Below are 26,207 nucleotides of genomic sequence, written 5' to 3' on the forward strand. Positions count from 1 at the left end.
GATTACAGCGGCCAGACGATCAGGATGGCCGGGATAGACACCGCCACGATCAGGATTTCAAGGGGCAGACCCATGCGCCAGTAATCCCCGAACCCGTAGCCGCCGGGCCCGAGGATCAGCGTGTTGTTCTTGTGCCCGATGGGCGTGAGAAAGGCGCTGGAGGCGGCCACCGCCACCGCCATCAGGAACGGGTCGGGCGACACCCCCAGCGTGCGCGCCATCTCGATACCCACAGGGGCGGCGACGATGGTGGTGGCGGTGTTGTTGAGCACGTCCGACAGCGTCATGGTCACCACCATTAGCAGGGCGAGGATCGCCCAGGCCGGCAGGTCCGCGGCCAGCCCCGTGAGGGCCTCGGCGATCAGCGCGGTGCCGCCCGCTTGGTCCAGCGCGCCGCCCAGCGGGATCATCGACCCCAGCAGGACCACCACCGGCCATTCGACGTGATCGTAGATCTCGGACAGCGGCACGATGCGCGTCAGGGCATAGACCGTCACCACGATCCCCAGCGCCACCGGCAGGTCGACCAGTCCGAAGGCGGCCGCCGCGACGGCCGCGGCAAAGGTGGCGATGGCCAGCCACATCTTGCTGTCGGCGGTCACCGAAAGCCCGCGGTCGGCCAGCGGCAGGCAGCCCAGCCAATCGGCCACGTCCGCGGCCCGGGCCGAGGGGGCCAGCAGCAGCAGGATGTCGCCGGGCTGGACCTTCGTCTTGCGCATCTGGGTCCGGATGGCGCGTCCCTTGCGCGACATGCCCAGCAGAACGGTCTGGTGCCGCCAGAGCAGCCCGACCGCCTGGGCGGTCTTGCCGGCGATGCGCGCGCCCTCGGGGACCACGACCTCGATGAGCGCCAGCCCGTCGCCCGCGGCCTCGAGCTTGTCGGCGTGATCCTTGGTGGTGAACTTAAGCGAGAGCGCGCTGCGGAATTCGTCGAGCGGCCCCGGCGCGGCCTCCAGCACAAGGATGTCGTCGCCGCGCAGCACCGCGTTGGCCGCGGCGCCGTAGCGGCGCTTGCCGTCGCGGATCAGGCCGAGGATAGCCACGTCGTTCTTCTCGGCCGTCTCGTACAGCTCGCCCAGGCGCTGGCCGATCAGCTTGCTGTCGGTCGGCACGATCAGTTCGGCCAGGTAATCGGCATAGCTGTCGGCCACGGCCCCGGCGGTGGCCGCGTCCGGCGCCGGGATCAGGCGCCAGCCGATCAGCGCCACGAAGGCCAGCCCGGCCAGGGCGACGACCGCGCCCACGGGGGCGAAGTCGAACATGGCGAAGGGCGCGCCGAGGCGGTCCTCGCGGATGGAGGCGATGATGATGTTGGGCGGTGTGCCGATCAGCGTGGCCATGCCGCCCAGGATGGTGGCAAAGCTCAGCGGCATCAGCGATTGGCCCGGGCTGCGCCCCGCGCGGCGCGCGGTCTGGATGTCCACCGGCATCAGCAGCGCCAGCGCGGCCACGTTGTTCATGAAGGCGGACAGCACCCCGCCGATCCCGCCCATGATGGTGATATGCGCGCCCAGGCGGCGGGTGCTGTCGATCATGGTCCGGGTGATGAGGTGGACCGCGCCCGAGCGCACCAGCCCGGCCGAGACGATCAGCACCAGCGCGACGATGATCGTGGCCGGGTGGCCGAAACCGGAAAAGGCGGCCTGCGCCTCGACCAGCCCGCCCGCCACGGCGACCATCAGCGCGCCGAAAGCGACGATGTCGTAACGGATACGCCCCCAGAGCAGCAGCGCGAAGATCACCCCGAAGAGGGCGAACAGAAGGGCCTGGTCCGTCGTCATGCGCGGACCCTATTGCCCCCGCGCGGCGGCGGCAATCGCCTGTCGCGTCCCGCTCAGACGAAGGGCGCCACGGTCTCCTCGGGTTCCGGCGCGGCCAGATTCACGGCTTCCTGCAGGTCGATGGCCTTGGAAAACAGCGCCCGGCCGATAACCGTGCCCGCGATTTGGGGGACGTATTTCAGCCGGCTGATGTCGTCGAGGCTGCTGATCGTGCCGCGGGCGATGACCGGCGTGCGCGACGCCTCGGCCACCCGGGTGACGAGCGAGACCGAGGCCTCGGTCTCCTCGATGTCGGCGTCGATGTCGGTGACGACGATGGCCGCGAGCGCGTCATTCTCGAACCAGCCCAGCACGTCGAGCGGGTCAAAGACGGTGGTGTCGCGCCAGCCCCGGGACATGACCTTTCCCTGGTAGACGTCCAGCGCCAGCACGATCTGGTCTGGATAGGCAAGGGCGGCCTCCTTGACCAGGTCAGGATTGACCAGCGCGGTCTGGCCGATGACGACGCGGGCGGCGCCGGCGTCGATCCAGCGGGTGATGCGATCCATGGTGCGCATGCCGCCGCCCAGCTGCACCGAGCCGGGCACGGTGCGGATGATCTGTTCGATCAGCGCGCTGTTGTCGGTCTCGCCGCGGGCGACGGCATCGAAATCGGTGACATGGACCCAGCGGGCCTTCTCGGCGAAATCTCGCGCAACCTCGACCGGGTCGACATGCCAGATCGCCGGGTTGTCCAGCGCGCCCCGGCTGAGCGAGACGCAGCGGCCGTCCTGCAATTGGAGTGTCGGGTAGATCTGCATGGGGTCCTCCCTCCCGTTCGCGTGATCCTCGCCCGAGCGTAACGGCGCCCGGCTCGCGACGATAGGCCGAAAGCGGCATCCCGCGGGTCGTGACCGCGCCGGTCGGCGCGTGCCATTGCCCAGCGCCGCCGGCTTGGGTATGACGGCGGCCAGACAGCAGACACCGTCGGGGGACAGCATGGCCGGCCATTCCAAATGGGCAAACATCCAGCACCGCAAGGGGCGCCAGGACGCCGCGCGGTCCAAGCTCTTCTCCAAGCTCGCCAAGGAGATCACCGTCGCCGCCCGCATGGGCGACCCCGACCCCGAGAAGAACCCGCGCCTGCGCCTGGCCGTCAAGGAGGCCAAGTCGCAATCGGTGCCCAAGGACGTGATCGACCGCGCCATCAAGAAGTCGCAGGGCGGCGATGCCGAGGATTACGAGGAAATCCGCTACGAGGGTTACGCCGCCGGCGGCGTGGCCGTGCTCGTCGAGGCGATGACCGACAACCGCAACCGCACCGCCTCGACCGTGCGCTCGACCTTTTCCAAGCACGGCGGCAACCTCGGCGAGACCGGCTCTGTCAGCTTCATGTTCGACCGCAAGGGCCAGATCCTCTACCCGCCCGAGGCCGGCGATGCCGACACGGTCATGATGGCCGCGATCGAGGCCGGGGCCGAGGATTGCGAAACCACCGAGGACGGGCACGTCATCCTCTGCGTGGATACCGACCTCAACGATGTCTCCACCGCGCTGGAGGACCAGCTGGGCGAGGCCACGTCGACCAAGCTGGTCTGGCGGCCCCAGACCACCACGCCGGTGGACCTCGAAGGCCTGCAGAAGGTGATGAAACTGGTCGAGGCGCTGGAGGACGACGACGACGTTCAAAACGTGACCACCAATTTCGAGGCCCCCGACGCGGTGCTGGAGGCCTACGCCGCCGAATAGGGCCGGTGGTCGGAACGCGAGGCCCGCCCGCCAGTCCGGCGTCTGGAAACCCCGGCGGGGATGTGGTGTCATGACAACCGGCAGTTTCAAGAGGCCGGTTTGATCGAGATCCTTAAATCATGGTTACCGCTGGAAGGCTGGATCATTCTGTCTGCCGCAGTGGCGGTGCTCGCGTTCTTGCTGGGCGTTCCCGGCCGGTTGTGGCGCGCCGCCCGATGGCTCTTTCCGGCAAGGCCGCCTCGCATTGACCACGGCCTGCCGCCGCTGACGCGTGCGGTGTGGGGGCGGGGGCAGGAACTGGCCGACCTTCGCACGGGACTGGCCGAGAAGGGCGATGCGGCGATCGTCAACCCGGGCGCGGTGCTGCAGGGGCAGGGCGGCGTCGGCAAGACGACGCTGGCCCGCCACTACGCCGAGGTTTACGCCAAGCGCTACACCGGCATCGTCTGGGCCACGGCCGAGACCGAGGGCGCGCTGGCCGAGGCGCTGGCCGGGCTGGCCCCGCACCTGGGCGTGACGCTCGACAACCTGACGCTGGTGCAGCAGGGGCAGGCGGTGATCGCCGCCATGGGGCAGGACGGGCGCGACTGGCTGGCCATCTACGACAACGCGCCCGACTACGCCACCATCCAGAACCTCGTCCCGCCGGGGCACCTGATCGTCACCACGCGGGCGGCCACCGGCTGGGCCGGCTTCGCGGCGGTGCAGGCCCACGCGCTGGACTACGACACAGAGGACAGCGCCGCGGTGCGCGTGCTGATGGAGGCGGCGGGGCGCCGCGACGACGCCGCCGGCGCGCGCGATCTGGCCGCGGCGCTGGGCGGGCTGCCGCTGGCGCTGGTGGTGGCCGGCGCGCTGATCCGCACCGAGGGCTACGCCTTCGCCACCTACCAGACGCGCATTACAGAGGTGATCGCGCAGGCCCCAAAGAACGACGCCTACCCCGACAGCGTGATCGGCGCGGTCAAGCTGAGCCATGACAGCCTGGGTGCCGACGCAAGGGCGGTGGCCGGGGTGCTGGCCCACTGGGCGCCCGAGGGGCTGACCCCCGACCTGCTGACCGGCGCGCCGGACGGGGCGCAATGGGATGCTGTCAAACAAGATGTCTCGGACGAGACGGGCGCGCTGGTCTCCGACCCCGCGCGCGTCGCGGCGGCGTTCCAGGCGCTGGTCGATGCCTCGCTGCTGGCCCGCCCCGGCCGGGCGGACGGGGGGCACACGATGCACCGGATGACCGCCGCGGCGCTGCGCGCGCTGCAGGCCGAGGATGGCGCGGCGCGCACCGCCACCGAGCTGCTGGCGGCAGTGTATCCGTATGACGTGCAGGACAGCGCCAACTGGCCCCTCTGCCGCCGGCTGACGCCGCATGTCCGCGCGCTTTGGGCTACGGGCGTGGCACCGCGGGGGGACGCGCTGGGCTTCCTGCTGAACCAGGCCGGGTTGTTCGTGAACGCGATCGCTGATTATGAGGGCGGGCTGGACCTGGCCAAGGCTGGGGTCGAGCTTGCGAGGGCGCTCTATGGCGCGGATCACCCCAACTTTGCGGCGGCGCGGCACAACCTGGCGCTGCATCGGCTGAACGCGAACGACCGGGCGGGCGCGGTGGCCGAGATGCGGGTGGCGGTTGACCTGAAAGAGACGCACCAGCCCGGCAGCGCGACCCTCGCCGCAAGCTACGATCAGCTTGGCCATATCCTGCACGCCATGGCGCAGGCGGGGCAGCGGGACCACCTGCCGGAGGCGATCAAGATGACGCAGCGGGGGCTGGCCCTGCGCCGCCGGCTGCACGGGCGGTGGGCAGAGCCGGTGGCGGCGAGTCTGAACAACCTTGGCGCGCTGCGGCGCACGCAGGGGCGCGGCGGGGCAGCGGCGCGGCTTTACGCGGCGGCGCTTGCGATCGACCGCAAGACCCTGCCCACTGGCGACACCCGAATCGCCATCGGTGCAATGAACACCGGGGCGGAGTGGCTGCGGGCTGGGCGGGCCGACGCGGCCGAGGCCTTACTGCAAGAGGCGGTGGATATCCGGCGCCGGGCCTTCGAGGCCGAGCCGGACCACCCCGACCTGCGCACTTCGGCGGGCTGGCTGATCTCCTGCCTGCTGGTGCGCGCGGCGGCGGGGCAGGATACCACCCGCTGCCAGAAAGAGGCGCGGGCGCTGGCGGACGAATTCGGCCTCGACTGGGCAGAGAGGCAGGCCACGGCCCGGCACTACCCCCAGCCCCCGGCGGGCTGAGCGGCGGGGCGGCTTGCCCGCCGGCGCCGGCCGGGCTAGGCGCGGGGGATGATCGCCGCCTTCACCACCGGCTTCGGCCTCGGGCTGTCCCTGATCCTCGCCATCGGGGCGCAGAATGCCTTTGTCCTGCGCCAGGGGCTGCGGCGCGAACACGTCCTGCCCATCGTGCTGACCTGCGCCGTCTCGGACGCGATCCTGATCAGCCTGGGCGTCTTCGGCTTTGCCGCGCTGGCCGCCTGGCTGCCGGGGCTGGCCCCTCTGATGCGCTGGCTGGGGGCGGCGTTCCTGCTGGTTTACGGCGCGCTGAGCTTTCGCCGCGCCTGGATCGGCGGTGCCGCGCTGGACCCAGCGCGTGGCGCCGCGACCAGCCGGCGGGCCGCGGTGCTGTTCTGCCTGGCGATCACCTGGGGCAACCCGCATGTCTACCTCGACACCGTGGTGCTGATCGGCGCGGTGGCCGCGCGCCACACCGACCATGCTCCGGCGTTCTGGGCCGGTGCGGTGGCGGCCTCCTTCGTCTTCTTCTTCGCGCTGGGCTACGGCGCGCGGCTGCTCGCCCCGCTGATGACCCGGCCGCGGGCCTGGCAGTGGCTCGAGGCCCTGATCGGCGGCGTCATGTGGGCCATCGCGGCCGGTCTGCTGTTCGGGCACTGACGGCGCCGCCCACCTCGGTGTCAGGCGACCCATCCTGCACCCGAGGACAGCACCTGCGGGCGCGAAATCCGGTACCCGTTTCCAGCACGCACCGGGTTTCTTTGGGTGTCAAATACCGTGGGGCAGAGGGGGCAAAGCCCCCTTGCCACCCCCGCCGGAGTCGGATCATCTGGCACGATGCCACAGCAGCACCGCCCCCTTGCGGGGATCGTCTGGATGATCCTCACCGGCTTGAACTTCGTCGCCGTCACCGCGCTGGTCAAGCACGTGGGGGATGCCATCCCGGCGGCGCAGTCGGCCTTTCTGCGCTACCTGCTGGGGCTGGTCTTCGTGCTGCCGATGATCCGGCCGATACGGCGCGCGCGGCTGACCTTTCGGCAGCTGCGGCTTTTCACCCTGCGCGGGGCGGCGCACACCGTGGCCGTCATCCTGTGGTTCTACGCGATGACGCGCATTCCCATCGCCGAGGTCACGGCGATGAATTATATGAACCCGGTCTACGTCACCCTGGGGGCGGCGCTGTTCATGGGCGAGGACCTGCCGCCGCGGCGGCTGGCCGCCGTTGTCATGGCGCTGATCGGCGCGCTCGTGATCCTGCGCCCGGGACTGCGCGAATTGAACGCGGGTCACCTGGCGATGGTCTTTACCGCGATGGCCTTCGCGGCGGGCTACATGATCACCAAGCGGCTGTCGGGCGAGGTCTCGGCGGCGGTGATCGTCGGCATGCTCTCGATCACCGTCACCATCGGGCTGGCCCCCTTCGCCTGGGCCGTCTGGGTGCCGGTCACGGGCGCGCAGCTGCTATGGCTTTTCGCGGTCGCCTGTTTCGCCACCGCCGGGCATTACACCATGACGCTGGCCTTCGCCGCCGCGCCGCTGACCGTGACGCAGCCGGTGACCTTCCTGCAGCTGGTCTGGTCGGTGATCCTCGGCGCGGCGGTCTTCGGCGAGGGGGTCGACCCCTGGGTGATCCTGGGCGGGGTGGTCATCGTCGCCGCCGTCAGCTTCATCTCGTGGCGCGAGGCGCGGGCGCGGCGCGTGGTGACGCCGCCGCCCACGGGGCCGCGGCCCTGATCGGGACTCGCAGTCGGGCCGGGCCGGGCCTATATTCGCTCCATGAGCCTGCCGCCCGGTTTCCTTGATGAATTGCGCAGCCGCCTGAGCATTGCCCGGGTCGTCGGCCGCAAGGTGATGTGGGACAACCGCAAGTCCAACCAGGCCAAGGGCGACATGTGGGCGCCGTGCCCCTTCCACCAGGAAAAGACCGCCAGCTTTCACGTCGACGACCAGAAGGGCTATTACTACTGCTTTGGCTGTCACGCCAAGGGCGACGCCATTTCCTTCGTCCGAGAGACCGAGAATGTCGGCTTCATGGAGGCGGTGGAAATCCTCGCCGGCGAGGCCGGGATGAGCCTGCCCGAACGCGACCCCGCGGCGCAGGAAAAGGCCGATCGGCGCACGCGGCTGGCCGAGGTCATGGACCTGGCCGTGCAGTTCTTCCGGTTGCAGCTCAACACCCAGGCCGGGACCGCGGCGCGCGACTACCTGGCCGGGCGCGGCCTGACCGGCCCGGCGCTGGAGCGCTGGGAGATCGGCCTGGCCCCGCCGGGCTGGTCCAACCTGCGCGATCACCTGGCCGGCAAGGGGGTTGATAATGAGCTGATCGTCGCCGCCGGGCTGGCCCGGACGAGCGACCGCGGCCGCGATCCCTACGACGTGTTCCGCAACCGTATCATCTTTCCCATCCGCGACGCGCGCGGGCGCTGCATCGCCTTCGGCGGGCGCGCGCTCGACCCTTCGGATAACGCCAAATACCTCAACTCGCCCGAGACCGAGCTGTTCGACAAGTCGCGCAGCCTGTTCAACCTGCGCCGCGCGCGCGAGGCCGCCGGCAAGGGCCAGACGCTGATCGTGGCCGAGGGCTACATGGACGTGATCGCGCTCTCCGAAGCGGGCTTCGAGGCGTCTGTCGCGCCGCTGGGCACCGCCGTCACCGAAGAGCAACTGGCGATGATCTGGCGCATCGCGCCCGAGCCGGTGATCACGCTGGACGGCGACACCGCCGGTAAGCGCGCGGCGGGCCGGGTGATGGACCTGGCGCTGCCGCTGCTACAGGCGGGCCAGTCGCTGCGCTTTGCCATGATGCCCGAGGGCATGGACCCCGACGACCTGCTGCGCGCGCAGGGGCCGGGCGGTCTGCGCAAGCAGCTCGACGCGGCCCTGCCCATGGTGCAGCTGCTCTGGCAGCGCGAGATCGAGGGCAAATCCTTCGACAGTCCCGAACGCCGTGCGGCATTGGACAAGGCCCTGCGCGACCGGATCCAGCAGATCCGCGACCCCTCCATCCGCAGCCATTACGGCGCCGCGATCAAGGAGCTGCGCTGGCAGCTTTTCGGCCCGGCGCAAGGCAAGGGGCCGGGGCAGGGCGCGCGCCGCCGCGCCTGGCGTCCGGGCGGCCGCGGGGCCTTGCCCGAGTGGAAGATCGCCCCGCCCATGCCCGACAGCAAGGCCTCGCTTCTGGCTACCGGCGGCCCGGTCGAGGACCAGCTGCGCGAAGCGGTGATCCTTGCCACGCTGATCCGCAACCCCGGCCTTTTGCCCGATTTCCTGCACGAACTGGAGCGGCTGGTCTGTGTCACGCCCGACCATGCCCGGCTGCGCGATGCCCTGCTGCGCGCCGATGGGCCGGACGTCGCGCAGGAGGTGACCGACATGATCGGCGCCGAGCCACTTGAAAAGCTCTTCGCGCAGGCCCACGTCGCCATAACGCCGGCGGTTCGCAAGCCGGATAACGGCGAGGTCGCCACCATGTGCCTGGCCGAGGAACTGGCCAAGCTCAACGCGCGCCGCGGCCACCCGCAGGAGGTCGAGGACGCGATGGAGGACCTGGCCACCGACGTGGCCGATGAACGGCTGACAGCGCGGCTGGCGCAGTCCAGCGCGGCCATGAACCGCGCCGGCAAACAGGACGATGACGACCGGGCCGAATACGACACGGGCCCCAACGGGGCCCGCATGAAACGGGATGAACGCAGCGCCTTTGATGAATTGTTAAGCAAGATCGACTTTGCCAAGGGGCGCGGGCCGCGCTAAGTCGGTCGGTACCCGTACGCCGTGGCAGGCTTACGGGGGCGGCCCCGGGGGACACGGGGCAACAGAGCGCCGAAAACGGGGCGCGAGGGCATTGCGAATCGCGCGGGTGGCGGATTGATTCGACCAACGCGAATCATCCGAATCACTGCGCGACAGCCAGAGGGGACACGCATGGCAGCCAAGGACACCGAGGATCGCAGCGAGACCGGCGCGGATGGCGACATCGCCATCGACATGAGCCAGACCGCGGTCAAGAAGATGATCGCAGAGGCCAAGGACCGCGGCTACATCACCTACGATCAACTCAACGCGGTGCTGCCGCCCGACCAGGTCAGTTCCGACCAGATCGAGGATGTCATGTCGATGCTCAACGAGATGGGCATCCAGGTCACCGAGGAAGAGGAAAGCGAGGAAGTCGCCGAGGGCGAGGACGAGAAATCCACCTCGACCGAGGTCGCCACCGTGGGCGGGCGCGACGTCGCCATGGGTGGATCGAGCTCGGAAAAGCTCGACCGGACCGACGACCCGGTGCGCATGTACCTGCGCGAGATGGGCAGCGTGGAACTGCTGTCGCGCGAGGGCGAGATCGCCATCGCCAAGCGCATCGAGGCCGGGCGCAACACCATGATCGCGGGCCTGTGCGAAAGCCCGCTGACCTTCCAGGCGATCACCATCTGGCGTGACGAGCTACTGGAAGAGGAAATCCTGCTGCGCGACGTCATCGACCTGGAAACCACCTTCGGCAACCAGCTTGACGAGGGCACTGCCGACACCGCCCCCGTCGTCGAACCCGAGTCCGCCCCCAAACCCGAGGCCAAGGAGGACGACAGCCCCGAGCTCGACGCTGACGGCAACCCCATCGCCAAGGACGAGGACGAGGACGAGGACGCCGCCAGCATGTCGCTCGCGGCTATGGAGGCGACGCTCAAGCCGCGCGTCCTGGAAACCCTCGACACCATCGCCGACGATTTCGCCAAGCTTTCGGCCATGCAGGACGCCCGCATGTCGGCGACCATCAACGAGGACGGCTCTTTCAGCGCGGCCGACGAGAAGAAATACCAGACCCTGCGCGCCGAGATCGTGGAGCTGGTCAACTCGCTGCATCTGCACAACAACCGCATCGAGGCACTGATCGACCAGCTTTACGGCATCAACCGCCGGATCATGTCCATCGACAGCTCGATGGTGAAGCTGGCCGACCAGGCCCGCATCAACCGCCGCGAGTTCATCGAGGCCTACCGCGGCCGCGAGCTCGACCCCGGCTGGCTGGAGGACATGGCCAGCCGCTCGGGCCGGGGCTGGAAATCGCTCGTCGAACGGCACACCGACAAGATCGAGGAGCTGCGCGCCGAGATGGCCCAGGTGGGCCAGTACGTCGGCGTCGACATCTCCGAGTTCCGCCGCATCGTCGCCCAAGTCCAGAAGGGCGAAAAGGAAGCCCGCGCGGCCAAGAAGGAAATGGTCGAGGCCAACCTGCGGCTGGTGATCTCGATCGCCAAGAAATACACCAACCGCGGGCTGCAGTTCCTCGACCTGATCCAGGAGGGCAACATCGGCCTGATGAAGGCCGTGGACAAGTTCGAATACCGCCGCGGCTACAAGTTCTCGACCTATGCCACCTGGTGGATCCGCCAAGCGATAACCCGCAGCATCGCCGACCAGGCCCGCACCATCCGCATCCCGGTCCACATGATAGAGACCATCAACAAGCTGGTGCGCACGGGCCGCCAGATGCTGCACGAGATCGGCCGCGAACCCACGCCCGAGGAACTGGCCGGCAAGCTGCAGATGCCGCTGGAAAAGGTCCGCAAGGTGATGAAGATCGCCAAGGAACCGATTTCGCTGGAAACCCCCATCGGCGACGAGGAAGACAGCCAGCTGGGCGATTTCATCGAGGACAAGCAGGCGGTGCTGCCGCTGGACTCGGCGATCCAGGACAACCTCAAGGACACCACCACGCGGGTGCTGTCCTCGCTCACCCCGCGCGAGGAGCGCGTTCTGCGCATGCGCTTCGGCATCGGCATGAACACCGACCACACCCTCGAAGAGGTGGGCCAGCAGTTCTCGGTGACCCGCGAACGCATCCGCCAGATCGAGGCCAAGGCCCTGCGCAAGCTCAAGCACCCCTCGCGCAGCCGCAAGCTGCGGTCGTTCCTGGATCAGTAACGCCGGGCCGGTCGGCGTGGACAGGGTGCCCCCGACCTGCTTTACTCGAGACCGGAAAGGAGCCTCGGCATGTCCCTTCTCAGGAAACTCTTCGGTGGCGGCGACGGCGGCGGCGCGGCCACCGAGGCGGCCGAACCGGTTGAGCACAACGGCTATCGCATCTTCGCCGAGCCGATGAAGGCCGAGGGCGGCTATCGCATCGCCGGCCGCATCGAGCGCGAGGTGGCGGGCGAGACCAAGTCCCACAGCCTGATCCGGGCCGATGTTGTGGGCGATCGTGACCAGGCCGTCGAGGCCACGGTGCAGAAGTGCCGGCAGATGATCGACCAGCAGGGCGACGGCATCTTCTAGACCCCATGCAGACCCGGTTCAGCATCGGCACCGATGGCCCCGGCCTTTACGAATTCACCGGGCAGGTGGCCGGCTGGGTACGGGGCACGGGGGTGCTGACGCTTTTCGTCCAGCACACCTCCTGTTCGCTCTTGATCCAGGAAAACGCCGACCCGGCAGTGCAGCGCGACCTGCTCGCGTATTTCGACCGGCTGGTGCCGCCGGCGGATGATCCGGCCATGGCCTATCTGACCCATGTGCAGGAAGGCCCCGACGACATGCCCGCCCATATCAAGGCGGCGATGCTGCCAGTGAGTTTGAGTATTCCGGTCAGTGGTGGCGTGCCTGTGTTGGGCACATGGCAGGGGATTTACCTGTTTGAGCATCGCGATGCGCCGCATACCCGGAAGGTCGCGGCGCATCTGGCCTGAGGGTCAGCCGGTGGGCATGATCGTCAGGTTGCGGACATCTGCGCGCTCGGGCTGTTCCAAGGCGAAGATCACGGTTCGGGCCACATCCTCGGGCTTGAGTTTGTCGGGCTTGGCCTCGTCGAAGAAGGGGGTATCGACCATGCCCGGCGCGATGACGGTGCAGCGCCCGCCCCAGCCGCGCATTTCCTCGCTCATGTTGCCGCCAAAGCCGTGGACGAACCATTTGGACGCGCCATAGACCGAGCCCGGCAGGTGGATTTGCCCGGCAACCGAACCGGTGAGGATCAGATGTCCCTTGGCCTCTTTCAGCGCCTCATAGGTCGCCTTGACCGTCCAAAGGACGCCCATGACGTTGAGGTCCATCATGGTTTGCCATTCCTCGGGGTCGCCATCGGCCACGCCCGGGGTGTCGAGGCCCATGCCCGCGTTAGCGAAAACGGCGTCGATAGCGCCGAACTTGTCCCTGGTGGCGGTGACGGCGGCGGTGAGATCGTCGTAGTTAGTGACGTCTCCTGTTATGGCGAGGGCGCTTTCGGTGCCCAACTCCTGCACCAGCGCATCCAGTTTGTCGGCGCTGCGCGCCATGAGCGCCACGCGCCAGCCCTTGGCCACGGCGGCGCGGGCGGTTTCGGCCCCGATGCCCGTGGAGGCGCCGGTGATGAAAAGGGTCTTGTCGGACATGTCTTGGCCTTTCTTTTTCTGGCTTCAACTTTGATCTAAGCAAATGTCCGCGGTCTTAAACCCCGTGGTCGCTGCTTATCTAGCGGTGTAAATTCCCCTCTACCCAAAACCTTGCGGGTGTCCTATGATAGCTGTGGATAACTGGGCTTGAGACCCATGACCGAAGAGGCCGAGAAGAGAAGGGGGACGGCCCATGCGCTGCCCGTTTTGCGGAAACGTCGATACCCAGGTGAAGGACTCGCGCCCGGCCGAGGATCATGTCGCGATCCGGCGGCGGCGGTTCTGCCCGGCCTGCGGGGGGCGGTTTACCACCTATGAACGGGTGCAGTTGCGAGACCTCGTTGTCATCAAGTCCAACGGGCGGCGCGAGGATTTCGACCGCGACAAGCTGGAACGCTCGGTGCGCATTTCGATGCAGAAACGCCCGGTGGAATCGGAACGAGTGGACCAGATGATTTCCGGCATCGTGCGGCGGCTGGAGAGCATGGGCGAGACGGATATCCCCTCCAAGCAGATCGGCGAGATCGTGATGGAGGCGCTGGCCCGGATCGACACCGTCGCCTATGTCCGCTTTGCCAGCGTTTACAAGAATTTCCAGGCCGCTGACGATTTCGACAAGTTCGTCAGCGAGCTGCGCCCCCAGGCCAAGGCGGCCGAGGACGAGGTGGCCGCGGCGCCCCCCGAAGGCCCGGCGTCGGAGTGACCGGCGCGACCGACGCGCGCCACATGGCCCAGGCGCTTGCGCTGGGGCGGCGCGGGCTGGGCCGGGTCTGGCCCAACCCGGCGGTGGGCTGTGTCATCACCAAGGGGGGCCGCGTGCTGGGCCGCGGGCGAACGGCCGATGGTGGCCGGCCACATGCCGAGACGCAGGCGCTGGCCATGGCCGGTCGGGCGGCGCGCGGCGCCACTGCGCATGTCACGCTGGAACCCTGCGCGCATCACGGCCGGACCCCGCCCTGCACCGAGGCACTTATCGCCGCCGGCGTCGCGCGTGTCGTCGTGGCGGCGGGCGATCCCGACGCCCGCGTGGCGGGCAACGGGATTGCCGCGTTGCGCGCTGCCGGAGTCGCGGTCGAGACCGGCGTCCTGCGCGCCCGGGCCGAGGCGGACTTGGCCGGATACCTGATGAACCGCCGGGCCGGGCGACCCCGGGTCACGCTCAAGCTGGCGGCCTCCTTCGACGGACGCATCGCGACGGCCACGGGTGAAAGCCGCTGGATCACCGGGCCGCTGGCCCGGCGCGCGGTCCACGCGATGCGGGCGCGGCATGACGCGGTGCTGGTCGGTGCGGGCACCGCGCGGGCTGACGACCCGGCGCTGACTGTGCGCGGGCTGGGGCCGATGCCGCAGCCGGTGCGCGTGGTGGCCACCCGCAGGCTGGACCTGCCCGAGGGTCGTCTGGTCGATACCCTGGATCAGGCCCCGCTGTGGCTGTGCCACGGACGCGAGGCGCCCGCGGCCCGCCGCGCGGTCTGGCGCGACCGGGGCGCGCGGCTGTTCGATTGCGCGGTGGATCAACGCCAGATCGACCCCGCGAACATGCTGCGCCAGCTGGGGGCGGCGGGGCTGACCTCGGTATTTTGCGAGGGTGGCGGGACGCTGGCCGCGGCGCTGCTGGCTGCCGGGCTGGTTGACGAGATCGTGGGCTTCACCGCCGGGGTCGCGCTGGGGGCCGAGGGCACCCCGGCCCTGGGCGCGATGGGGCTGGAGGCGCTGGCCGATGCGCCGCGCTTCGATCTGGTGGAAAGCCGCCCCATCGGGCCGGACCTGATGCACCGCTGGCAGGTTCAGCGCCACAGCCCGGCGTAGCCGGCCAACAGCCCCTGTGCCTTGGCCAGCAGGCGGTTGAGGCGCCCCGGCCGCGGCACGGTGCCGGTGGCGAGCCGGTCCACAACGACCTCGACCGGGCAGGGCAGGCCGCTGAGGGGATCGTGGTAGCGCGGGTAGTCGATCAGCACGGCGTGGGCCAGCTGCGCCAGCGTGGGCCGGGCCGCCCGGCGCGTACAAGGCATGGCGCGGTCGTCTGTCAGCCCCCAGCCAGCGTAGAACGGTGTGCCGAGGCAGGTGACGGATTTGCCGCGCAGCAGCGCCTCGAAGCCCAGCAGCGAGGTCAAGGTCCAGACCTCGTTCACCGCCTCGAGCGCGGCGATGGCATCGGTGCGGTCGAGCACGGCGTCGGCGATGTCGCCGGCGTCCGCCACGGCCCCGGCGCGCAGGCCGGCCTCGACGTCCGGGTGCGGCTTGTAAAGGATCACGGCGGCGGGGTTGGCCGCGCGGGTTGCCTCGAGCAGCCTGCGGTTGGTGCGGATCGTGTCCGTCCCGGCCAGGATCGAGGCGTCATCCTCCACCTGGCCGGGGACAAGGATGCGCCGCCCGGCGGACAGGTCGGGGGGGCGTGCATCCGCAGCGAGATTGTATTTAGATAAATTTTTCTCAATAATTTGCCGGACAAGATGCTCGGCCCGTCTGATTTCGTAAAGCGGCAAGTCGGGGCTGTTCGCGATCAGGCGGTCCAGGCGGCTGTCCCGCGCCGGATCGTAGTAGATGCCGAGATCATCGAGCACCAGCGACAGGGGTGGCACCAGGTCGGCCCCCAGCCCGCGCGAGCGCAGGAAGCCGTCCTCGACCCGGACCGCGCCGTCATGGCCCGCGGCCGCAGAGGCCCAGACCATGCGCCGCCGTCCGTCACGATGCGCGCGCGCGGCGGCGCGGTCGGGGCGGTCTTCGAACGCCACCTTGCGGTGCTGACCGAAGACCCGCTGCAGCGGTGCCCTTTTCCACAGCCGCATGCCGCTGGCCACCCAGCCGGCGTGGTCCTCGCGCCACGCCCGGGTCTGGGCCGCGAGCGACTGCACGGCGTCCTCGAAGGGGCACAGCCGGTCGCGACAGGGATCAAACCAGCGCGGATAGAGGATCATCGCCGCCGCGAAAAGCTGCGCGCGGGTCAGCCGCCGGCGGCGTCGGTCCAGTGGCGCGCGATCCTGCGTCAGGCCCCAGCCGATGTAGAAGGGCTGGCCGAACACAACCGGGTTGTGACCGGCCAGGATCGCCTCGAAGCCCAGTTGCGAGGAGACCGTGTAGACCGCGACCGCCCCCTCGAGCAGGTCATGGGGCGAGACCGGATCGGTGAAGAATTCCATGCCCGCGGAGAGATCGCCGTCGCGGAAATGGCCGCCCCGGTGCCCGGCCAGGGTTTCTGGGTGGGTCTTGACGAGGATCCGCGCGCCCGGGTGATCCTCGCGCGCGCAGACCAGCATCTCGAGGAACCGGTTGCGGTCGGCCCCGCTGGCGGTGACGCTGGCGTCGCCCGCGGTCTGGTCGATGACGAGCACATAGCCCGGCGCGGGGCAGGGCGTCGCAGGATCGAAGGCGTTGTATTTCGACAGATGCGCCCGGGCCAGCGCGGTGATGCCCGCACGGGCGCGGTCGAGAAGGGCCGTGTCGTCGAGCGGGTGCTCGGCCAGAAGGACCTCGAGGTCCGAGGGCCGCGCGGGGTCGAAATGGACGCCGCGGCTATCCAGCAGCAGCCCTAGCGGCGGGTCGCCCTCGCGCCCGGTCCGAACCGATCTCAGGAAGGCATCCTCGACGCGCAGCACAGGCGCGGCCGTGTGCTCGGCGACGGTTTCGCCGCGCCAGCTGGTGGGCGAGCGGCCCCAGACCCCGATCATGTCGCCCGCGCCTGGCCGCCCCAGGCGGATGTCGTAGCCCGCAAGGGTTAGGATGCGGCGGATGCGGGGCCTGGTGAGAAATCCGCCGTTGTAGACGAAAAGGCGCCGCGCGGTGCCCCCCGCGGCGCTATCGGGTCCGGGGGCGGTCACCTCAGTTGCCGGTGAGAGTGTTCGCCGCGCCCGTGGCCTGTCCGAGGGTTCCGGTCAGGGCTGAGATGGTCTTGTTGAACTGGCTGAAGGGGGCCTCGGTGACATAGACCGTGTCGTCGTCGCGGATCGCGAAATCACGTGCCATGAACATCCCGTTGGGGCCGGTCAGGTCCAGAACGTAGACCACGCGCTGGCTGCCTTGCAGGTCGTCGCGGTCAAGTAGCTGCCGGGCGACGGGTTCGGGTTCGTTGCGAAACACGAAGACCCCGGTCGGATCGGCCAGCGCGGGGTTGAGGCCTCCGACCTGAGCGATGGCCTCGATGGCGCTGATGGTCTGGCTTTCGAAGGGAACGCGGCTCTGGGTGCCGGTGGCCCCCAGCGCGGTGAAGGACCGGCGATCCTGTTCCACGAAGATGCGGTCGCCCGCGCGCAGGGCGATATCGTGGCCCGGATGGTCGTAGAGGTCGTCGAACCAGATCTGGCCCGTATGATCCCCGCGGGTCAGTGTGACCTGTGCGATTTCCGGCGGCACGGTCACGCCGCCGGCCGCGGCCAGCATGGCCGAGAGCGTGCGCGTCGGCCGTTCGATCGGGTAGACGCCCTGGCCGCCGACGACGCCGGCGACCGAGACGGTGGCCCCGTCCCCGGCCAGGCGGCGGACCTGCACCTGCGGGTCCGGGGTCTGTTCGTCCAGCTTCTCGGTAATGATCCGGCGGATTGCCTCGGGGGTGTTGCCGGCGGCGCGGATGCGGCCGGCATAGGGCACGAAGATGAAGCCCGCCCCATCGACCTGCACCTCGTCCAGCACAGTGGCATTCTGGCCTTCCGCTGACAGCAACCCGTCCGCCACGTTTTCCCAGATCGTCAGGCTGAGGGTGTCGCCCGGGCTGATGGTGTCGCTGCCCAGCTGCCCGGCGTTGCGGAAGCTTTCCGAGAAGCCCAGTGCGGGCGTCACGCTGGCGATTCGGTTGATGCGGTCATCGACGAGCAGGACAAAGGCATCGCCCTCGCGCATCACCGATCCGGCGAAGATCTCGTTCTTGTTCGGCCCCGACCGCGGCAGGCCGCAGGATGATGCAAGCAGGACGGCGGCCAGAACGGCCGCGCCCCTGGCAAGGCGCAAGCTGATGGGTTTCACTGCTCCGGTCTCCTCGACCTGTTTTTGTTCTGCCTCAGGTTTTTCCCGTAAATTACCGGCAAATCGACGAAAAAGCCAGAATTTCCTGCCGGGGCGCCGGTGGTGTTGCGGCGCTGCACGCGCGCGCAACATCCTGTGTTGATCGGTGATCGGTCCGCTAGATCGGGCGGACGACTACTTGACGACGCGCAGCTGCTGGCGCGGCGGGGCCTTGCCCAGACGCAGCGCCTCGTAGGGATCGTCGGGGTCGAGCATCATGTCGACCACCTGGCGCAACAGTTGCCGCCGCCCGCGCGCCGAATAGAACCCGCCGGGCACCTGGCTGGTTTCCAGAAGAAACCGCCGGAAATCCTTGTAGGCGGCCAGGTCGGGCCGGCCGGGACGTGCGAAGAACTCCTCCAGCGGCTGGTCCGAGACCAAACCCGGTTTGGCATAGACGGCGTCTCCGAAGACCTTGAGCGGGATGCCGCGGTGCAACACCTGCTGGGCGGCGGTGGAATTGACCGTCACCGCGGTGCGCGCGTGGTCGAGAAGCTGTGCCAGCTTGCCGCCGCGCACGTAGTGGATGCGGTCGTCAACGCCATGCGCGGTGGCCCTCGCGCGGATGATCCGCTTGAGCGGGGACTGGTCGTTTTCCAGCGGATGCGCCTTGAAGACGAGATGGTGATGGCGCGGCGCGCCCCGCGCAAATCCGGCGATCACCGTCTCGAGGAAGTCCGCCATGCTGGCGAAGGACGAATGCTGCTGGAAACTGGAATCGTGCTCCAGTTGCAGCAGGGCCAGGTGATAGGGATATCCGCCGTGCTTGATCCGCAGGGTCGCCGCGATCCGGTCCAGCGCGAAGACGGGCATCAGCAGCAGGCGGCGGGTATAGAGCAGCGTCTCGGTCAAAAGGGGCAGGTCGCGGTGCGGGCGAAAATTGCGGTAGGCGCGATTTCGGAACAGCACGAACCAGTGGTAGAGTGCCCCGTAAAAGACATGTTGGCGCATGTCGCCCCATTGCGCCGGCGCCTCGGGCAGGTCCATTTCGTTGCGGGCGAGGGCGGCGCGCATGTCCGCTATCGACAGGTCCATCAGGCGTGAATGGCCGTTGGCGCCGCCGCGTTCGTAGGTCACCCAGTAGGGGCGCATGTAGCCTTCCTCGAAGACATGCACCATCAGGCCAAGGCTGCGCGCGGCGGCGATGGCCCGGGCGTGGACGGGCCGGGTGTCGCCGTAGAGCACGATGTCGGTCACGCCCTTCTCTGCCACGAGGGCGCGGAACCGGTCGGGCCAGTCGGCGACCGGGGCGGTGTAGGGGATGTAGCTGCCGCTGTCGAACCAGAAGGCCCGGTCGCCCGCGTTGAAACCCACCCGCCAGACGCCGGCGCCGGCCCGGGTCAGCATGCGGCCGAGGCGGTCGAAGAAGGGTCCGTGCGGGCCTTGCAGGAACAGGAATGTCTTGCGGGACGGATCGGTCACGATGCGGGCTTGCCTTGTCATACTTGCCTGTCCGTGTCCTAACCGGCCGCTGCGGCTGCAATATGACCCCTTCGTGCCGCGGTTGCGGCAGCCGGGGCCGAGGACGGGGATTGCCCCGCCCCGCCGTTGAGTCTAGCCAAGGCGGGTCGGAAAGGGAATGCAGTCATGTTCACGGGCATCGTCACGGATATCGGGGAAATACTCCAGGTGGACCAGCGCGGCGACCTGCGCGCGCGTATCGCCACGGGGTATGATATCGCGGGCCTCGACATCGGGGCCTCGATCGCCTGCGACGGGGTCTGCCTGACGGTCGTGGCCAAGGGCGGCGCGCCGCGCGCCTGGTTCGACGTGGACATTTCCGCCGAAACCGTCGGCGCCACCAACATCGGCGGCGGCTGGGCACCCGGCAAGCGGCTGAACCTCGAACGCGCGCTGAAAGTCGGGGACGAGCTGGGCGGGCATATCGTCTCGGGCCACGTGGACGGTGTGGCCGAAGTCGTGGAGATGCGCGACGAGGGGGACAGCACCCGCATCACCCTGCGCGCGCCCGATGATCTGGCAAAGTTCATCGCGCCCAAGGGGTCGGTGGCGCTCAACGGCACCTCGCTGACCGTGAACGCGGTCGAGGGCGCGGATTTCGGGATCAATTTCATCCCCCACACCAAGGCGGTGACGACCTGGGGCGATGTCGCGGTGGGCGATGCCGTCAACCTCGAGGTCGACACCATGGCCCGCTACGTCGCCCGCCTGCGCGAGGTGGGCTGAGCCGCGCTCGGTCGACCGAGCGCGGGGCGCGCCGGGGTGCCGCGCGGCGCAACACCCGCCGGTTACGCGCCCGGAACGACCCGCGGCCCGCTCCGATGCCCGCCTGTGTGCAACGGGTGAGCGGGGTGCGCGCTCGGTCGACCGAGCGCGCCGCCGAGGCTCACGCCTCGGCCTCCTGCCTCAGCCAGGTCACGAAGGCCTCGAGCCGCAAATCCTGACGGGCCTGTGCGGGTTGGGCCAGGTGGATGCCCTGGGGCCGTTCGACCGTGAGCGGGTGCAGGCGCACCAGCCGGCCGCGGGCCTCGTCCATGGCCGTCATGCGCGTGTCGAAGACGGCCATCGCGTGGCCCGAGAGAACCGCGTCGAAGACCAGCGCCCGGTTGTCCAGCACTGTCGGCACCGGTGTCTGCTCCGGGGCCAGACCGGCCCGGTCGAACCAGTCCTGCCAGTCGCCCGGCCAACTGGCGGTGCTGGCCAGCGGCAGCGCGGCAATGTCGGAGACGGACAGCGGCAGGCGCATCCCCTCGACCAGGTCCGGCGCGGCGACGGGGCCGACGCAATCGCGATAGATCAGCCGGCTGCTAAGGCCCGGCCAGGCGCCGGTCCCGTAGCGCAGCGCCGCGTCGAAATCCTCTTTTTCCAGATCGACCATGTCGAAGGACAGCACCGCTTCGATCTCGATATCGGGGTGGGCATCGCCGAACCCTGCAAGCCGCGGGAGCAGCCAGCGATTCCCGAAGAAGGGCGCGACCGACAGCCGGAGCCGCCCGGCCATGGCCCCGGTGCGCAGATCGCCCAGGGCCGCGGTGATCTGTTCGAAACCACGGGTCAGTTCGGCGGCAAGCGGGCGGGCGTCCTCCAGCAGGCTCACATGGCGCGTGCCGCGCCGGAACAGGGCCCGGCCCAAGTCCGCCTCGAGGCCCTTGATGCGGTGGCTGACCGCGGCCTGCGTGACGCAAAGCTCTTCGGCGGCGGCCTTGAAACTACCCAGACGAGCGGCCGCCTCGAAGGCGCGCAACTGGTTGAGATTGGGCAGGCGCGGCGACATGGCGAACGGATGAACTGAGCTAATGCATCGTGCGAGCAATGCTCGTTTGTCGTCAAGCCTCCGCCGGGCCTAGTCTGTCGGCATCCTTGGGCGCCCATGGACCTGCAGACCAAGGAGGACAGACATGAAACCGACCGACCGCACGCCTGCGAATTCCCTCGAAGCCACACGCCTCTGGGGCCGTTACCCCGCGCTGCGCCACCTCTCGAAAGGGTCGGGCGATGGCCGCCGCCACCGGGCGTCCACCCGGGCGACGGGGGGCCGCAAATGACCGAACACGCCCTCTATTACACCGACACGCTGCTGGAAAAACTGCAACTGCGCTGGGGCGACGGCCTGTTGTCGCCCGGCGGCGCCCCGGAACTGGCCCGCATGCTGGGCGATGTCAGCGCCCGGGGCCGCGCCGTGCTCGATCTGGGCTGCGGGCTGGGCGGCTATGATGCGCTACTTGTGCGCGACCACGGCGCGGCGCATGTCACCGGCGTGGATATCGACGGTGCCTCGATCGAGGCCGCCCGCGCGCGGGCCCGGGCCGAAGGCCTGCAGGAGGCGATGACCTTTCACCACGTCACCCCCGGGCCGCTGCCCGTCGCGGCGGAGAGCTTCGACGTGGTGTTTTCCAAGGACACCATCGTCGATCTGCCCGACAAACCCGCGGCCCTTCAGGAGATGTTCCGCGTCCTGCGCCCGGGTGGCGCGCTGGTGCTGGCCGACTGGTTCCGCGCCGACGCCCCGATGACACCCGAGATGCGCGCCTGGACCAGCGACGGCGACGAGACCTACGAGATGGCCACCCTCGACGAGACGGCCGCCGCCCTGTGCGCGGCCGGGTTCACCGGTATCGAGACCGAGGACCGCAACGCCTGGTTCGCCGCCTATGCAAACGACGAATATGAACGGCTGAAAGGGCCGCTGTTCGAGACTTTCGTCGCGCGATTTGGCCGCGCGGACGCCGAACGGTCTGTCGAGAACGCCCGCATTCGCGCGCTGCTGGCCGCGCAGGGGCAACTGCGCCCGGGTCATCTGCGGGCCCGTCGCCCGGCCTGACTGGCGGACCCCGCCTCAGGTGCCGGCGTCGCGCAGCGGCAGGCTGCCGGGTGCGGCGCCGGGGCCCGTCCGGGCGCGGGCCTCCAGCATCATGGCGCCGCGGTGGTGCCCGGTCTCGACCAGCGCCGCGCTGGCAGTGGCAAGGTCCCGCCGGGCGGCGTCCTCTTGCGCGCGGTCGCCGGCGATGCCCCCCTGCTGCAGGCGGGCCAGGGCCAGGTGACCCTGCGCGACCAGCATGTCCACCCGCGAGCCCGCCGATCCGAAGCGGGTCACGGCGCGCCCGAGGGCTGCCATGGCCTCGGTCAGCCGCGCCTCCGCGTGATCGGGCACCAGGCTGGCCAGGGCGGACAGGCCCTGCCCCCGTTCAAGGGCCGCGCAGCCAAGATAGTACGTGGCCTCTGCCGCTTCGAAGACCGCCTCGGCCCGGTCGAGATCGGCTAGCGCCGCCTCGGTCCGCGCCGTCTTGCCGGTCAGCGCGCCGAAGGCACGGTTGGCCATCGCGCGGTTGAGCACGGTTATGGCCCATTCATGGGGATCGGCCGCGCGGGTGCGCACGCAAAGGGCCTCGTCGAGGATCGACAAGGCCGTTTCGAGATGCGCCACCTCGCCCGTCGCCTCGGCCAGGTGTCGCAGGGCACCGGCCAGGTTCATCTGGGTGCGCGCCCACTCGCCCGGGCCGGCCTCGCGGGTGCGCACGCGCAACGTCTCGCGGTAGGCGGCGATGGCCCGGTCCAGCCGGTCGTTGCCCGCTTCGCGCAGCGCCAGCGCCACGGTGGAATTGGCCAGGTTCATCTGCGCCCTGGCCCAGAGGTCCGGCAGGCGGGTGCGATCCCAGTGAAACAGGGCCTCCTCGAAACTGGCGGTGGCCATGAGCAGGTGGCGCGGGCCGGCCGCGCGTTCGCCCAACGTGTGGTGCACCACCCCGGCGAGGTTGAGCGCCGCGCCGCGCTCTTCGGCGGTGGCGGCGTGGTCGCGCAGGTGCTCGGCCAGCGCGCCCGCGATCTCCAGCTCCAGCGGCAGGCCGCGGTCACGGCCGGCGGCGAAACGGGCGATGGCCAGTTCGCGAATGGTGTCGAAATCGGGGGGGCGCGCCGGCCTCCAGCCCGGCCAGCGCCAGATGACGCCGGGCCGCCGCGCCCGCGTCGCGCCGCAGCCTGTCCTGGTCCAGCGCGTCGTCGAGCAGGGCGCGCTTGCGCGCCACGTGCGCCGTTTCGAGCCGGTCGAGCTCGGCGTCGAGCCGCTCGGTGGCGGTCTTGTGCGCGCCCCGGGCCGAGGCCGCGGCCACATCTCGCAGCACAGCGTCGGGGCCGTCTCCGCGGGCCTGGACTGCCACCGCGATCTCCACCGCGCCTTCCAGTTCGCGCAGGGCCGTGTCGGCATCGGACACCTCGCCAGCGATGCGCGCGGCCAGCGCGATCAGCGCGGCCTCGTCGATCCCGCTGCGGCGGGCGTCGCGGCCGCCGGGGCCGCGGCTGACGGCCTGGCGCAGCAGGTCCTCCATGCGGGCGATACGGCCGTCCTGCACCTGCTGCGCGTCCAGGATGCGGTCGGTCTGGGACAGGACCCCCGACCACAGCGCCGGCGAAATCAGCGTGGCAAAGGCGGGGTCGGCGGCCAACGTCGCATAGGTGCGGTGGCTGAGGTTCCACAGAACCTCGCGCGCCAGCGCCCCGTCGGTCCCGCGCGCCTGTGCCGGGCCGTAGACCTGGGGCATCTCGCGCTCGGCCTGGCGCAGCGTCAGATCGGCCATGGCCGCGGCGTCGAACCGCCGGCTCACGAAGTCCGCCGGGTCCAGCCGGATCCGCGGCAGCACATCGTCGAAGCTTTGCAGGACGCTGGCACGCAGGCCCGCGTCGGCGACGCCCTCGAGCCCGGCCCAGCGTTCTCAGTCCTTTTCCAGCTGGCGGCGCATGCGGGCCATGACGATCTCGATGTCGCGGCGGCTCTGGGCGGTGACCGACCCCATCAATTCGCTCAACCCGAAGGAGGCCTGGATCGCCCCGCTGGGCAGCACCCCGCCGGCCACCACGGCAGCCGAAGTGATCGCCCCGCCCAGCACGATATTGGCGAGGCCCGTCAGGGAGTCCGTGTTCAGGAACTTGCGCATCTCACCCGCCCGCCTGTCCGCACCCGGTCAGCCTGCCCGAGGCCGCGGCGCCGGCGCAAGCCCCCCGGCTCGGCTCACTTGGCCAGGGCGCGCGCACCCCGGGCCGCGGTAGTGATTTCCTCGGCGATTTCCTCGGCCTCCTCGGGCGAGAAATCCATCGGGATTTCCAAGCCGTCGGAGACCACGAACAGCCGCACCATGCCCGCGTCGGTGGGTCCGATCTGGAGGTTGGCCTCGATGTCGCGTTCGGTGTTGATGCCCATGGGTGTCGCGCCTCCTTGCTGGGCGGCACCTACCCGCAGGCCCCCTTTTTGGCAAGAGGGGGGCCGGGGCGAGCGGTGCCGGACACGGGGTGCTGTGCACGGGTGGCGCGGAACGGCAGCTGTGCGAAACTTGGCCGGGAAAGGGGCCAGTGCAGCGGTGCCCGGCCGCCGAAAACCCCCTTGCATTTGCCGGGTCGCGGGGCTAGTCCCGGCGTCAGTGCCGCCTTAGCTCAGTAGGTTAGAGCGCTAGATTGTGGATCTAGAGGTCCCCCGTTCGAGCCGGGGAGGCGGTACCATCTCACCTCTTTTCCGCCCCTTGCCCCACCTGTCGTGACACGGGCGGCCCGAGGCCTTCGAGGACCCGATGACCGAGACCCGCCTCACCTTCGCGATCCAGCCTGACCCGCCCGCGCGGCTGGACAAAGCGCTGGCGCGCGACGTGCCCCATGAGGCCGCGCTCAGCCGATCGCGCTTGGCGCGGCTGCTCGAGAACGGCGCGGTGGCGGTCAACGGCGCGGTTGTCACCAGCGGCAAGGGCCGCGTCGCGGCGGGCGACCGGGTGACGCTGACCCTGGCGGCGGCAAGCGAAAGCCACATGAGCGGCGAACCGATCCCGCTGGACATCGTCCACGAGGATGCGGACCTGATCGTCGTGAACAAGCCCGCGGGCATGGTCGTCCATCCCGCCCCCGGAACGCCCAGCGGCACCCTCGTCAACGCCCTGATCCATCACTGCGGCGACAGCCTTTCAGGCGTCGGCGGCGAACGGCGGCCCGGCATCGTCCACCGCATCGACAAGGACACCTCGGGCCTTCTGGTCGCGGCCAAGTCCGACCGTGCCCACCACGGGCTGGCGGCCCAGTTCGAGGCGCATGACGTCGACCGCCACTATCGCGCCATCTGCCACGGGGTGCCCGATGCCGGCGACCCGCGCCTGCGCGGGATACGCGGCGCCAGCTTCGAGGCCGGCGGGGTCCTGCGCATCCAGGCCGCGCTGGCTCGCCACCCCCACGACCGGCAGAAACAGGCCGTGGTGCGCACGGGCGGGCGGCGCGCGGTGACCCGGGCGAGGGTCATCTCGCCGCTGGGCCAGCCGCTGGCGGCGGCGCTGCTGGAGTGCTGGCTGGAAACCGGGCGGACGCACCAGATCCGCGTGCACCTGGCCCATGTCGGCCATGCCCTGATCGGCGATCCGGTCTACGGAGGGCGGCGCCGGTTGCCGATCTCGGCGGCGGGCGACGCGGGCGCCGCCGCAGCGCACGCCTTCCCCCGCCAGGCCCTGCACGCGGCCACGCTGGGCTTCGTCCATCCGGTCACCGGCGACCGGCTGCGTTTTGCCGCGCCGCTGCCGCCGGACATGGTCGGTCTTCTGGCCGCGCTTGCGCCCGGCGCAGGGGCCGACACCCCCTAGGATTTTTCGCGAATGCGCGGCGAAACACGGTCTCATGTGCGTGAAAGCAG

The 26,207-nt window shown here is 69.7% G+C and carries 25 protein-coding genes and 1 tRNA gene; 15 read left to right on the forward strand and 11 right to left on the reverse strand.

The window, feature by feature from the left end:
* Positions 1 to 2: 2 nt before the first annotated feature.
* Both BU124_RS08430 and BU124_RS08435 read right to left on the reverse strand, forming a co-directional pair.
* A complete protein-coding gene (locus BU124_RS08430; RefSeq protein WP_084862652.1) occupies positions 3 to 1,781 on the reverse strand; it encodes an SLC13 family permease in 1,779 nt (592 codons plus the stop codon).
* A gap of 53 nt (positions 1,782 to 1,834) precedes the next feature.
* Positions 1,835 to 2,581, reverse strand: coding sequence for a 1-(5-phosphoribosyl)-5-[(5-phosphoribosylamino)methylideneamino]imidazole-4-carboxamide isomerase (locus BU124_RS08435; RefSeq protein WP_084862655.1), 747 nt, complete (start codon positions 2,579 to 2,581; stop codon positions 1,835 to 1,837).
* A gap of 178 nt (positions 2,582 to 2,759) precedes the next feature.
* Between BU124_RS08435 and BU124_RS08440 the strand changes: the two genes are divergently transcribed.
* The 8 genes from BU124_RS08440 (at position 2,760) to BU124_RS08475 (ending at position 12,418) form a co-directional block, all read left to right on the forward strand.
* Positions 2,760 to 3,509 (forward strand): YebC/PmpR family DNA-binding transcriptional regulator, encoded by a 750-nt coding sequence (locus tag BU124_RS08440; RefSeq protein ID WP_084862657.1) that lies wholly within the window; start codon positions 2,760 to 2,762, stop codon positions 3,507 to 3,509.
* 276 nt (positions 3,510 to 3,785) lie between these two features.
* Positions 3,786 to 5,744: a tetratricopeptide repeat protein gene (locus BU124_RS15140; RefSeq protein WP_179141888.1), complete on the forward strand. Its 1,959-nt coding sequence runs from the start codon at positions 3,786 to 3,788 to the stop codon at positions 5,742 to 5,744.
* Positions 5,745 to 5,792: 48 nt separating this feature from the next.
* Positions 5,793 to 6,398 carry a LysE/ArgO family amino acid transporter gene (locus BU124_RS08450; RefSeq protein ID WP_084862662.1) on the forward strand — a complete coding sequence of 202 codons (606 nt, stop codon included), beginning with the start codon at positions 5,793 to 5,795 and terminating at the stop codon, positions 6,396 to 6,398.
* A 177-nt stretch (positions 6,399 to 6,575) separates the two neighbouring features.
* Positions 6,576 to 7,472: a DMT family transporter gene (locus BU124_RS08455; RefSeq protein ID WP_245831650.1), complete on the forward strand. Its 897-nt coding sequence runs from the start codon at positions 6,576 to 6,578 to the stop codon at positions 7,470 to 7,472.
* A 42-nt stretch (positions 7,473 to 7,514) separates the two neighbouring features.
* Positions 7,515 to 9,491: a DNA primase gene (gene dnaG, locus BU124_RS08460; protein ID WP_084862663.1), complete on the forward strand. Its 1,977-nt coding sequence runs from the start codon at positions 7,515 to 7,517 to the stop codon at positions 9,489 to 9,491.
* Between the two features lie 171 nt (positions 9,492 to 9,662).
* Positions 9,663 to 11,657 (forward strand): RNA polymerase sigma factor RpoD, encoded by a 1,995-nt coding sequence (gene rpoD / locus BU124_RS08465; RefSeq protein ID WP_084862664.1) that lies wholly within the window; start codon positions 9,663 to 9,665, stop codon positions 11,655 to 11,657.
* 69 nt (positions 11,658 to 11,726) lie between these two features.
* Entirely contained in the window at positions 11,727 to 12,008 is a 282-nt protein-coding gene (locus tag BU124_RS08470; RefSeq protein WP_084862666.1) for an HlyU family transcriptional regulator, read from the forward strand.
* Positions 12,009 to 12,013: 5 nt separating this feature from the next.
* Positions 12,014 to 12,418, forward strand: a complete 405-nt coding sequence (locus BU124_RS08475) for a secondary thiamine-phosphate synthase enzyme YjbQ (protein WP_084862669.1) — start codon at positions 12,014 to 12,016, stop codon at positions 12,416 to 12,418.
* Between the two features lie 3 nt (positions 12,419 to 12,421).
* Here the strand turns inward: BU124_RS08475 and BU124_RS08480 are convergent, their stop codons facing one another.
* The gene (locus tag BU124_RS08480; RefSeq protein WP_084862671.1) at positions 12,422 to 13,099 is read right to left on the reverse strand and encodes an SDR family oxidoreductase; all 678 of its coding nucleotides are present in this window, start codon (positions 13,097 to 13,099) and stop codon (positions 12,422 to 12,424) included.
* Positions 13,100 to 13,292: 193 nt separating this feature from the next.
* Here BU124_RS08480 and nrdR point away from each other — a divergent pair, with 193 nt between their 5' ends.
* Together nrdR and ribD are read left to right on the forward strand one after the other, a co-directional pair.
* Entirely contained in the window at positions 13,293 to 13,802 is a 510-nt protein-coding gene (gene nrdR / locus BU124_RS08485; protein ID WP_084862673.1) for a transcriptional regulator NrdR, read from the forward strand.
* A 23-nt stretch (positions 13,803 to 13,825) separates the two neighbouring features.
* Positions 13,826 to 14,908: a bifunctional diaminohydroxyphosphoribosylaminopyrimidine deaminase/5-amino-6-(5-phosphoribosylamino)uracil reductase RibD gene (gene ribD, locus BU124_RS08490; protein WP_084862843.1), complete on the forward strand. Its 1,083-nt coding sequence runs from the start codon at positions 13,826 to 13,828 to the stop codon at positions 14,906 to 14,908.
* Here ribD and BU124_RS08495 read toward each other — a convergent pair.
* The 3 genes from BU124_RS08495 to BU124_RS08505 all read right to left on the reverse strand — a co-directional run bounded on the left by BU124_RS08495 (position 14,887) and on the right by BU124_RS08505 (position 19,537).
* On the reverse strand, positions 14,887 to 16,917 hold the full coding sequence (locus tag BU124_RS08495) for a capsular polysaccharide biosynthesis protein (RefSeq protein WP_084862675.1): 2,031 nt from the start codon (positions 16,915 to 16,917) through the stop codon (positions 14,887 to 14,889). The genes ribD and BU124_RS08495 overlap by 22 nt on opposite strands.
* A gap of 1 nt (position 16,918) precedes the next feature.
* Positions 16,919 to 18,055: a polysaccharide biosynthesis/export family protein gene (locus BU124_RS08500; protein ID WP_245831652.1), complete on the reverse strand. Its 1,137-nt coding sequence runs from the start codon at positions 18,053 to 18,055 to the stop codon at positions 16,919 to 16,921.
* Between the two features lie 174 nt (positions 18,056 to 18,229).
* On the reverse strand, positions 18,230 to 19,537 hold the full coding sequence (locus BU124_RS08505; RefSeq protein ID WP_084862679.1) for a capsule biosynthesis protein: 1,308 nt from the start codon (positions 19,535 to 19,537) through the stop codon (positions 18,230 to 18,232).
* Positions 19,538 to 19,681: 144 nt separating this feature from the next.
* Between BU124_RS08505 and BU124_RS08510 the strand changes: the two genes are divergently transcribed.
* Positions 19,682 to 20,281: a riboflavin synthase gene (locus BU124_RS08510; protein WP_084862680.1), complete on the forward strand. Its 600-nt coding sequence runs from the start codon at positions 19,682 to 19,684 to the stop codon at positions 20,279 to 20,281.
* A gap of 160 nt (positions 20,282 to 20,441) precedes the next feature.
* On the opposite strand, the gene BU124_RS08515 is transcribed toward BU124_RS08510, so the two are convergent.
* A complete protein-coding gene (locus BU124_RS08515; protein WP_084862682.1) occupies positions 20,442 to 21,329 on the reverse strand; it encodes a LysR substrate-binding domain-containing protein in 888 nt (295 codons plus the stop codon).
* Positions 21,330 to 21,453: 124 nt separating this feature from the next.
* Between BU124_RS08515 and BU124_RS14770 the strand changes: the two genes are divergently transcribed.
* Positions 21,454 to 21,600 (forward strand): hypothetical protein, encoded by a 147-nt coding sequence (locus tag BU124_RS14770; RefSeq protein WP_179141889.1) that lies wholly within the window; start codon positions 21,454 to 21,456, stop codon positions 21,598 to 21,600.
* Complete coding sequence (locus BU124_RS08520) at positions 21,597 to 22,376, forward strand: class I SAM-dependent methyltransferase (RefSeq protein WP_179141890.1); 780 nt, start codon at positions 21,597 to 21,599, stop codon at positions 22,374 to 22,376. Before BU124_RS14770 ends, BU124_RS08520 begins: the two co-directional genes overlap by 4 nt.
* Before the next feature lie 15 nt (positions 22,377 to 22,391).
* Here the strand turns inward: BU124_RS08520 and BU124_RS08525 are convergent, their stop codons facing one another.
* The 4 genes from BU124_RS08525 to BU124_RS08540 all read right to left on the reverse strand — a co-directional run bounded on the left by BU124_RS08525 (position 22,392) and on the right by BU124_RS08540 (position 24,746).
* Entirely contained in the window at positions 22,392 to 23,297 is a 906-nt protein-coding gene (locus BU124_RS08525) for a hypothetical protein (protein ID WP_084862685.1), read from the reverse strand.
* Positions 23,298 to 23,403: 106 nt separating this feature from the next.
* Positions 23,404 to 24,153 carry a hypothetical protein gene (locus BU124_RS08530; protein WP_143529928.1) on the reverse strand — a complete coding sequence of 250 codons (750 nt, stop codon included), beginning with the start codon at positions 24,151 to 24,153 and terminating at the stop codon, positions 23,404 to 23,406.
* A gap of 108 nt (positions 24,154 to 24,261) precedes the next feature.
* On the reverse strand, positions 24,262 to 24,483 hold the full coding sequence (locus BU124_RS08535; protein WP_084862689.1) for a hypothetical protein: 222 nt from the start codon (positions 24,481 to 24,483) through the stop codon (positions 24,262 to 24,264).
* A gap of 74 nt (positions 24,484 to 24,557) precedes the next feature.
* Positions 24,558 to 24,746: a DUF6324 family protein gene (locus BU124_RS08540; protein WP_084862692.1), complete on the reverse strand. Its 189-nt coding sequence runs from the start codon at positions 24,744 to 24,746 to the stop codon at positions 24,558 to 24,560.
* 219 nt (positions 24,747 to 24,965) lie between these two features.
* Here BU124_RS08540 and BU124_RS08545 point away from each other — a divergent pair.
* A tRNA-His gene (locus tag BU124_RS08545) sits at positions 24,966 to 25,042 on the forward strand.
* A gap of 68 nt (positions 25,043 to 25,110) precedes the next feature.
* Entirely contained in the window at positions 25,111 to 26,157 is a 1,047-nt protein-coding gene (locus BU124_RS08550; protein ID WP_084862693.1) for an RluA family pseudouridine synthase, read from the forward strand.
* Positions 26,158 to 26,207 lie beyond the last annotated feature (50 nt).

It is taken from the genome of Salibaculum halophilum, assembly GCF_002094885.1.
Lineage (GTDB): Bacteria > Pseudomonadota > Alphaproteobacteria > Rhodobacterales > Rhodobacteraceae > Salibaculum > Salibaculum halophilum.

What these genes read in the sequence shown, in the direction of transcription:
- BU124_RS08430 (WP_084862652.1), bottom strand. Translation starts at nt 1,781, where the DNA reads ATGACGACGGACCAGGCCCTTCTGTTCGCCCTCTTCGGGGTGATCTTC.
- BU124_RS08435 (WP_084862655.1), bottom strand. Translation starts at nt 2,581, where the DNA reads ATGCAGATCTACCCGACACTCCAATTGCAGGACGGCCGCTGCGTCTCG.
- BU124_RS08440 (WP_084862657.1), top strand. Translation starts at nt 2,760, where the DNA reads ATGGCCGGCCATTCCAAATGGGCAAACATCCAGCACCGCAAGGGGCGC.
- BU124_RS08450 (WP_084862662.1), top strand. Translation starts at nt 5,793, where the DNA reads ATGATCGCCGCCTTCACCACCGGCTTCGGCCTCGGGCTGTCCCTGATC.
- BU124_RS08455 (WP_245831650.1), top strand. Translation starts at nt 6,576, where the DNA reads ATGCCACAGCAGCACCGCCCCCTTGCGGGGATCGTCTGGATGATCCTC.
- dnaG (WP_084862663.1), top strand. Translation starts at nt 7,515, where the DNA reads ATGAGCCTGCCGCCCGGTTTCCTTGATGAATTGCGCAGCCGCCTGAGC.
- rpoD (WP_084862664.1), top strand. Translation starts at nt 9,663, where the DNA reads ATGGCAGCCAAGGACACCGAGGATCGCAGCGAGACCGGCGCGGATGGC.
- BU124_RS08470 (WP_084862666.1), top strand. Translation starts at nt 11,727, where the DNA reads ATGTCCCTTCTCAGGAAACTCTTCGGTGGCGGCGACGGCGGCGGCGCG.
- BU124_RS08475 (WP_084862669.1), top strand. Translation starts at nt 12,014, where the DNA reads ATGCAGACCCGGTTCAGCATCGGCACCGATGGCCCCGGCCTTTACGAA.
- BU124_RS08480 (WP_084862671.1), bottom strand. Translation starts at nt 13,099, where the DNA reads ATGTCCGACAAGACCCTTTTCATCACCGGCGCCTCCACGGGCATCGGG.
- nrdR (WP_084862673.1), top strand. Translation starts at nt 13,293, where the DNA reads ATGCGCTGCCCGTTTTGCGGAAACGTCGATACCCAGGTGAAGGACTCG.
- ribD (WP_084862843.1), top strand. Translation starts at nt 13,826, where the DNA reads ATGGCCCAGGCGCTTGCGCTGGGGCGGCGCGGGCTGGGCCGGGTCTGG.
- BU124_RS08505 (WP_084862679.1), bottom strand. Translation starts at nt 19,537, where the DNA reads ATGACAAGGCAAGCCCGCATCGTGACCGATCCGTCCCGCAAGACATTC.
- BU124_RS08510 (WP_084862680.1), top strand. Translation starts at nt 19,682, where the DNA reads ATGTTCACGGGCATCGTCACGGATATCGGGGAAATACTCCAGGTGGAC.
- BU124_RS08515 (WP_084862682.1), bottom strand. Translation starts at nt 21,329, where the DNA reads ATGTCGCCGCGCCTGCCCAATCTCAACCAGTTGCGCGCCTTCGAGGCG.
- BU124_RS14770 (WP_179141889.1), top strand. Translation starts at nt 21,454, where the DNA reads ATGAAACCGACCGACCGCACGCCTGCGAATTCCCTCGAAGCCACACGC.
- BU124_RS08520 (WP_179141890.1), top strand. Translation starts at nt 21,597, where the DNA reads ATGACCGAACACGCCCTCTATTACACCGACACGCTGCTGGAAAAACTG.
- BU124_RS08535 (WP_084862689.1), bottom strand. Translation starts at nt 24,483, where the DNA reads ATGCGCAAGTTCCTGAACACGGACTCCCTGACGGGCCTCGCCAATATC.
- BU124_RS08540 (WP_084862692.1), bottom strand. Translation starts at nt 24,746, where the DNA reads ATGGGCATCAACACCGAACGCGACATCGAGGCCAACCTCCAGATCGGA.
- BU124_RS08550 (WP_084862693.1), top strand. Translation starts at nt 25,111, where the DNA reads ATGACCGAGACCCGCCTCACCTTCGCGATCCAGCCTGACCCGCCCGCG.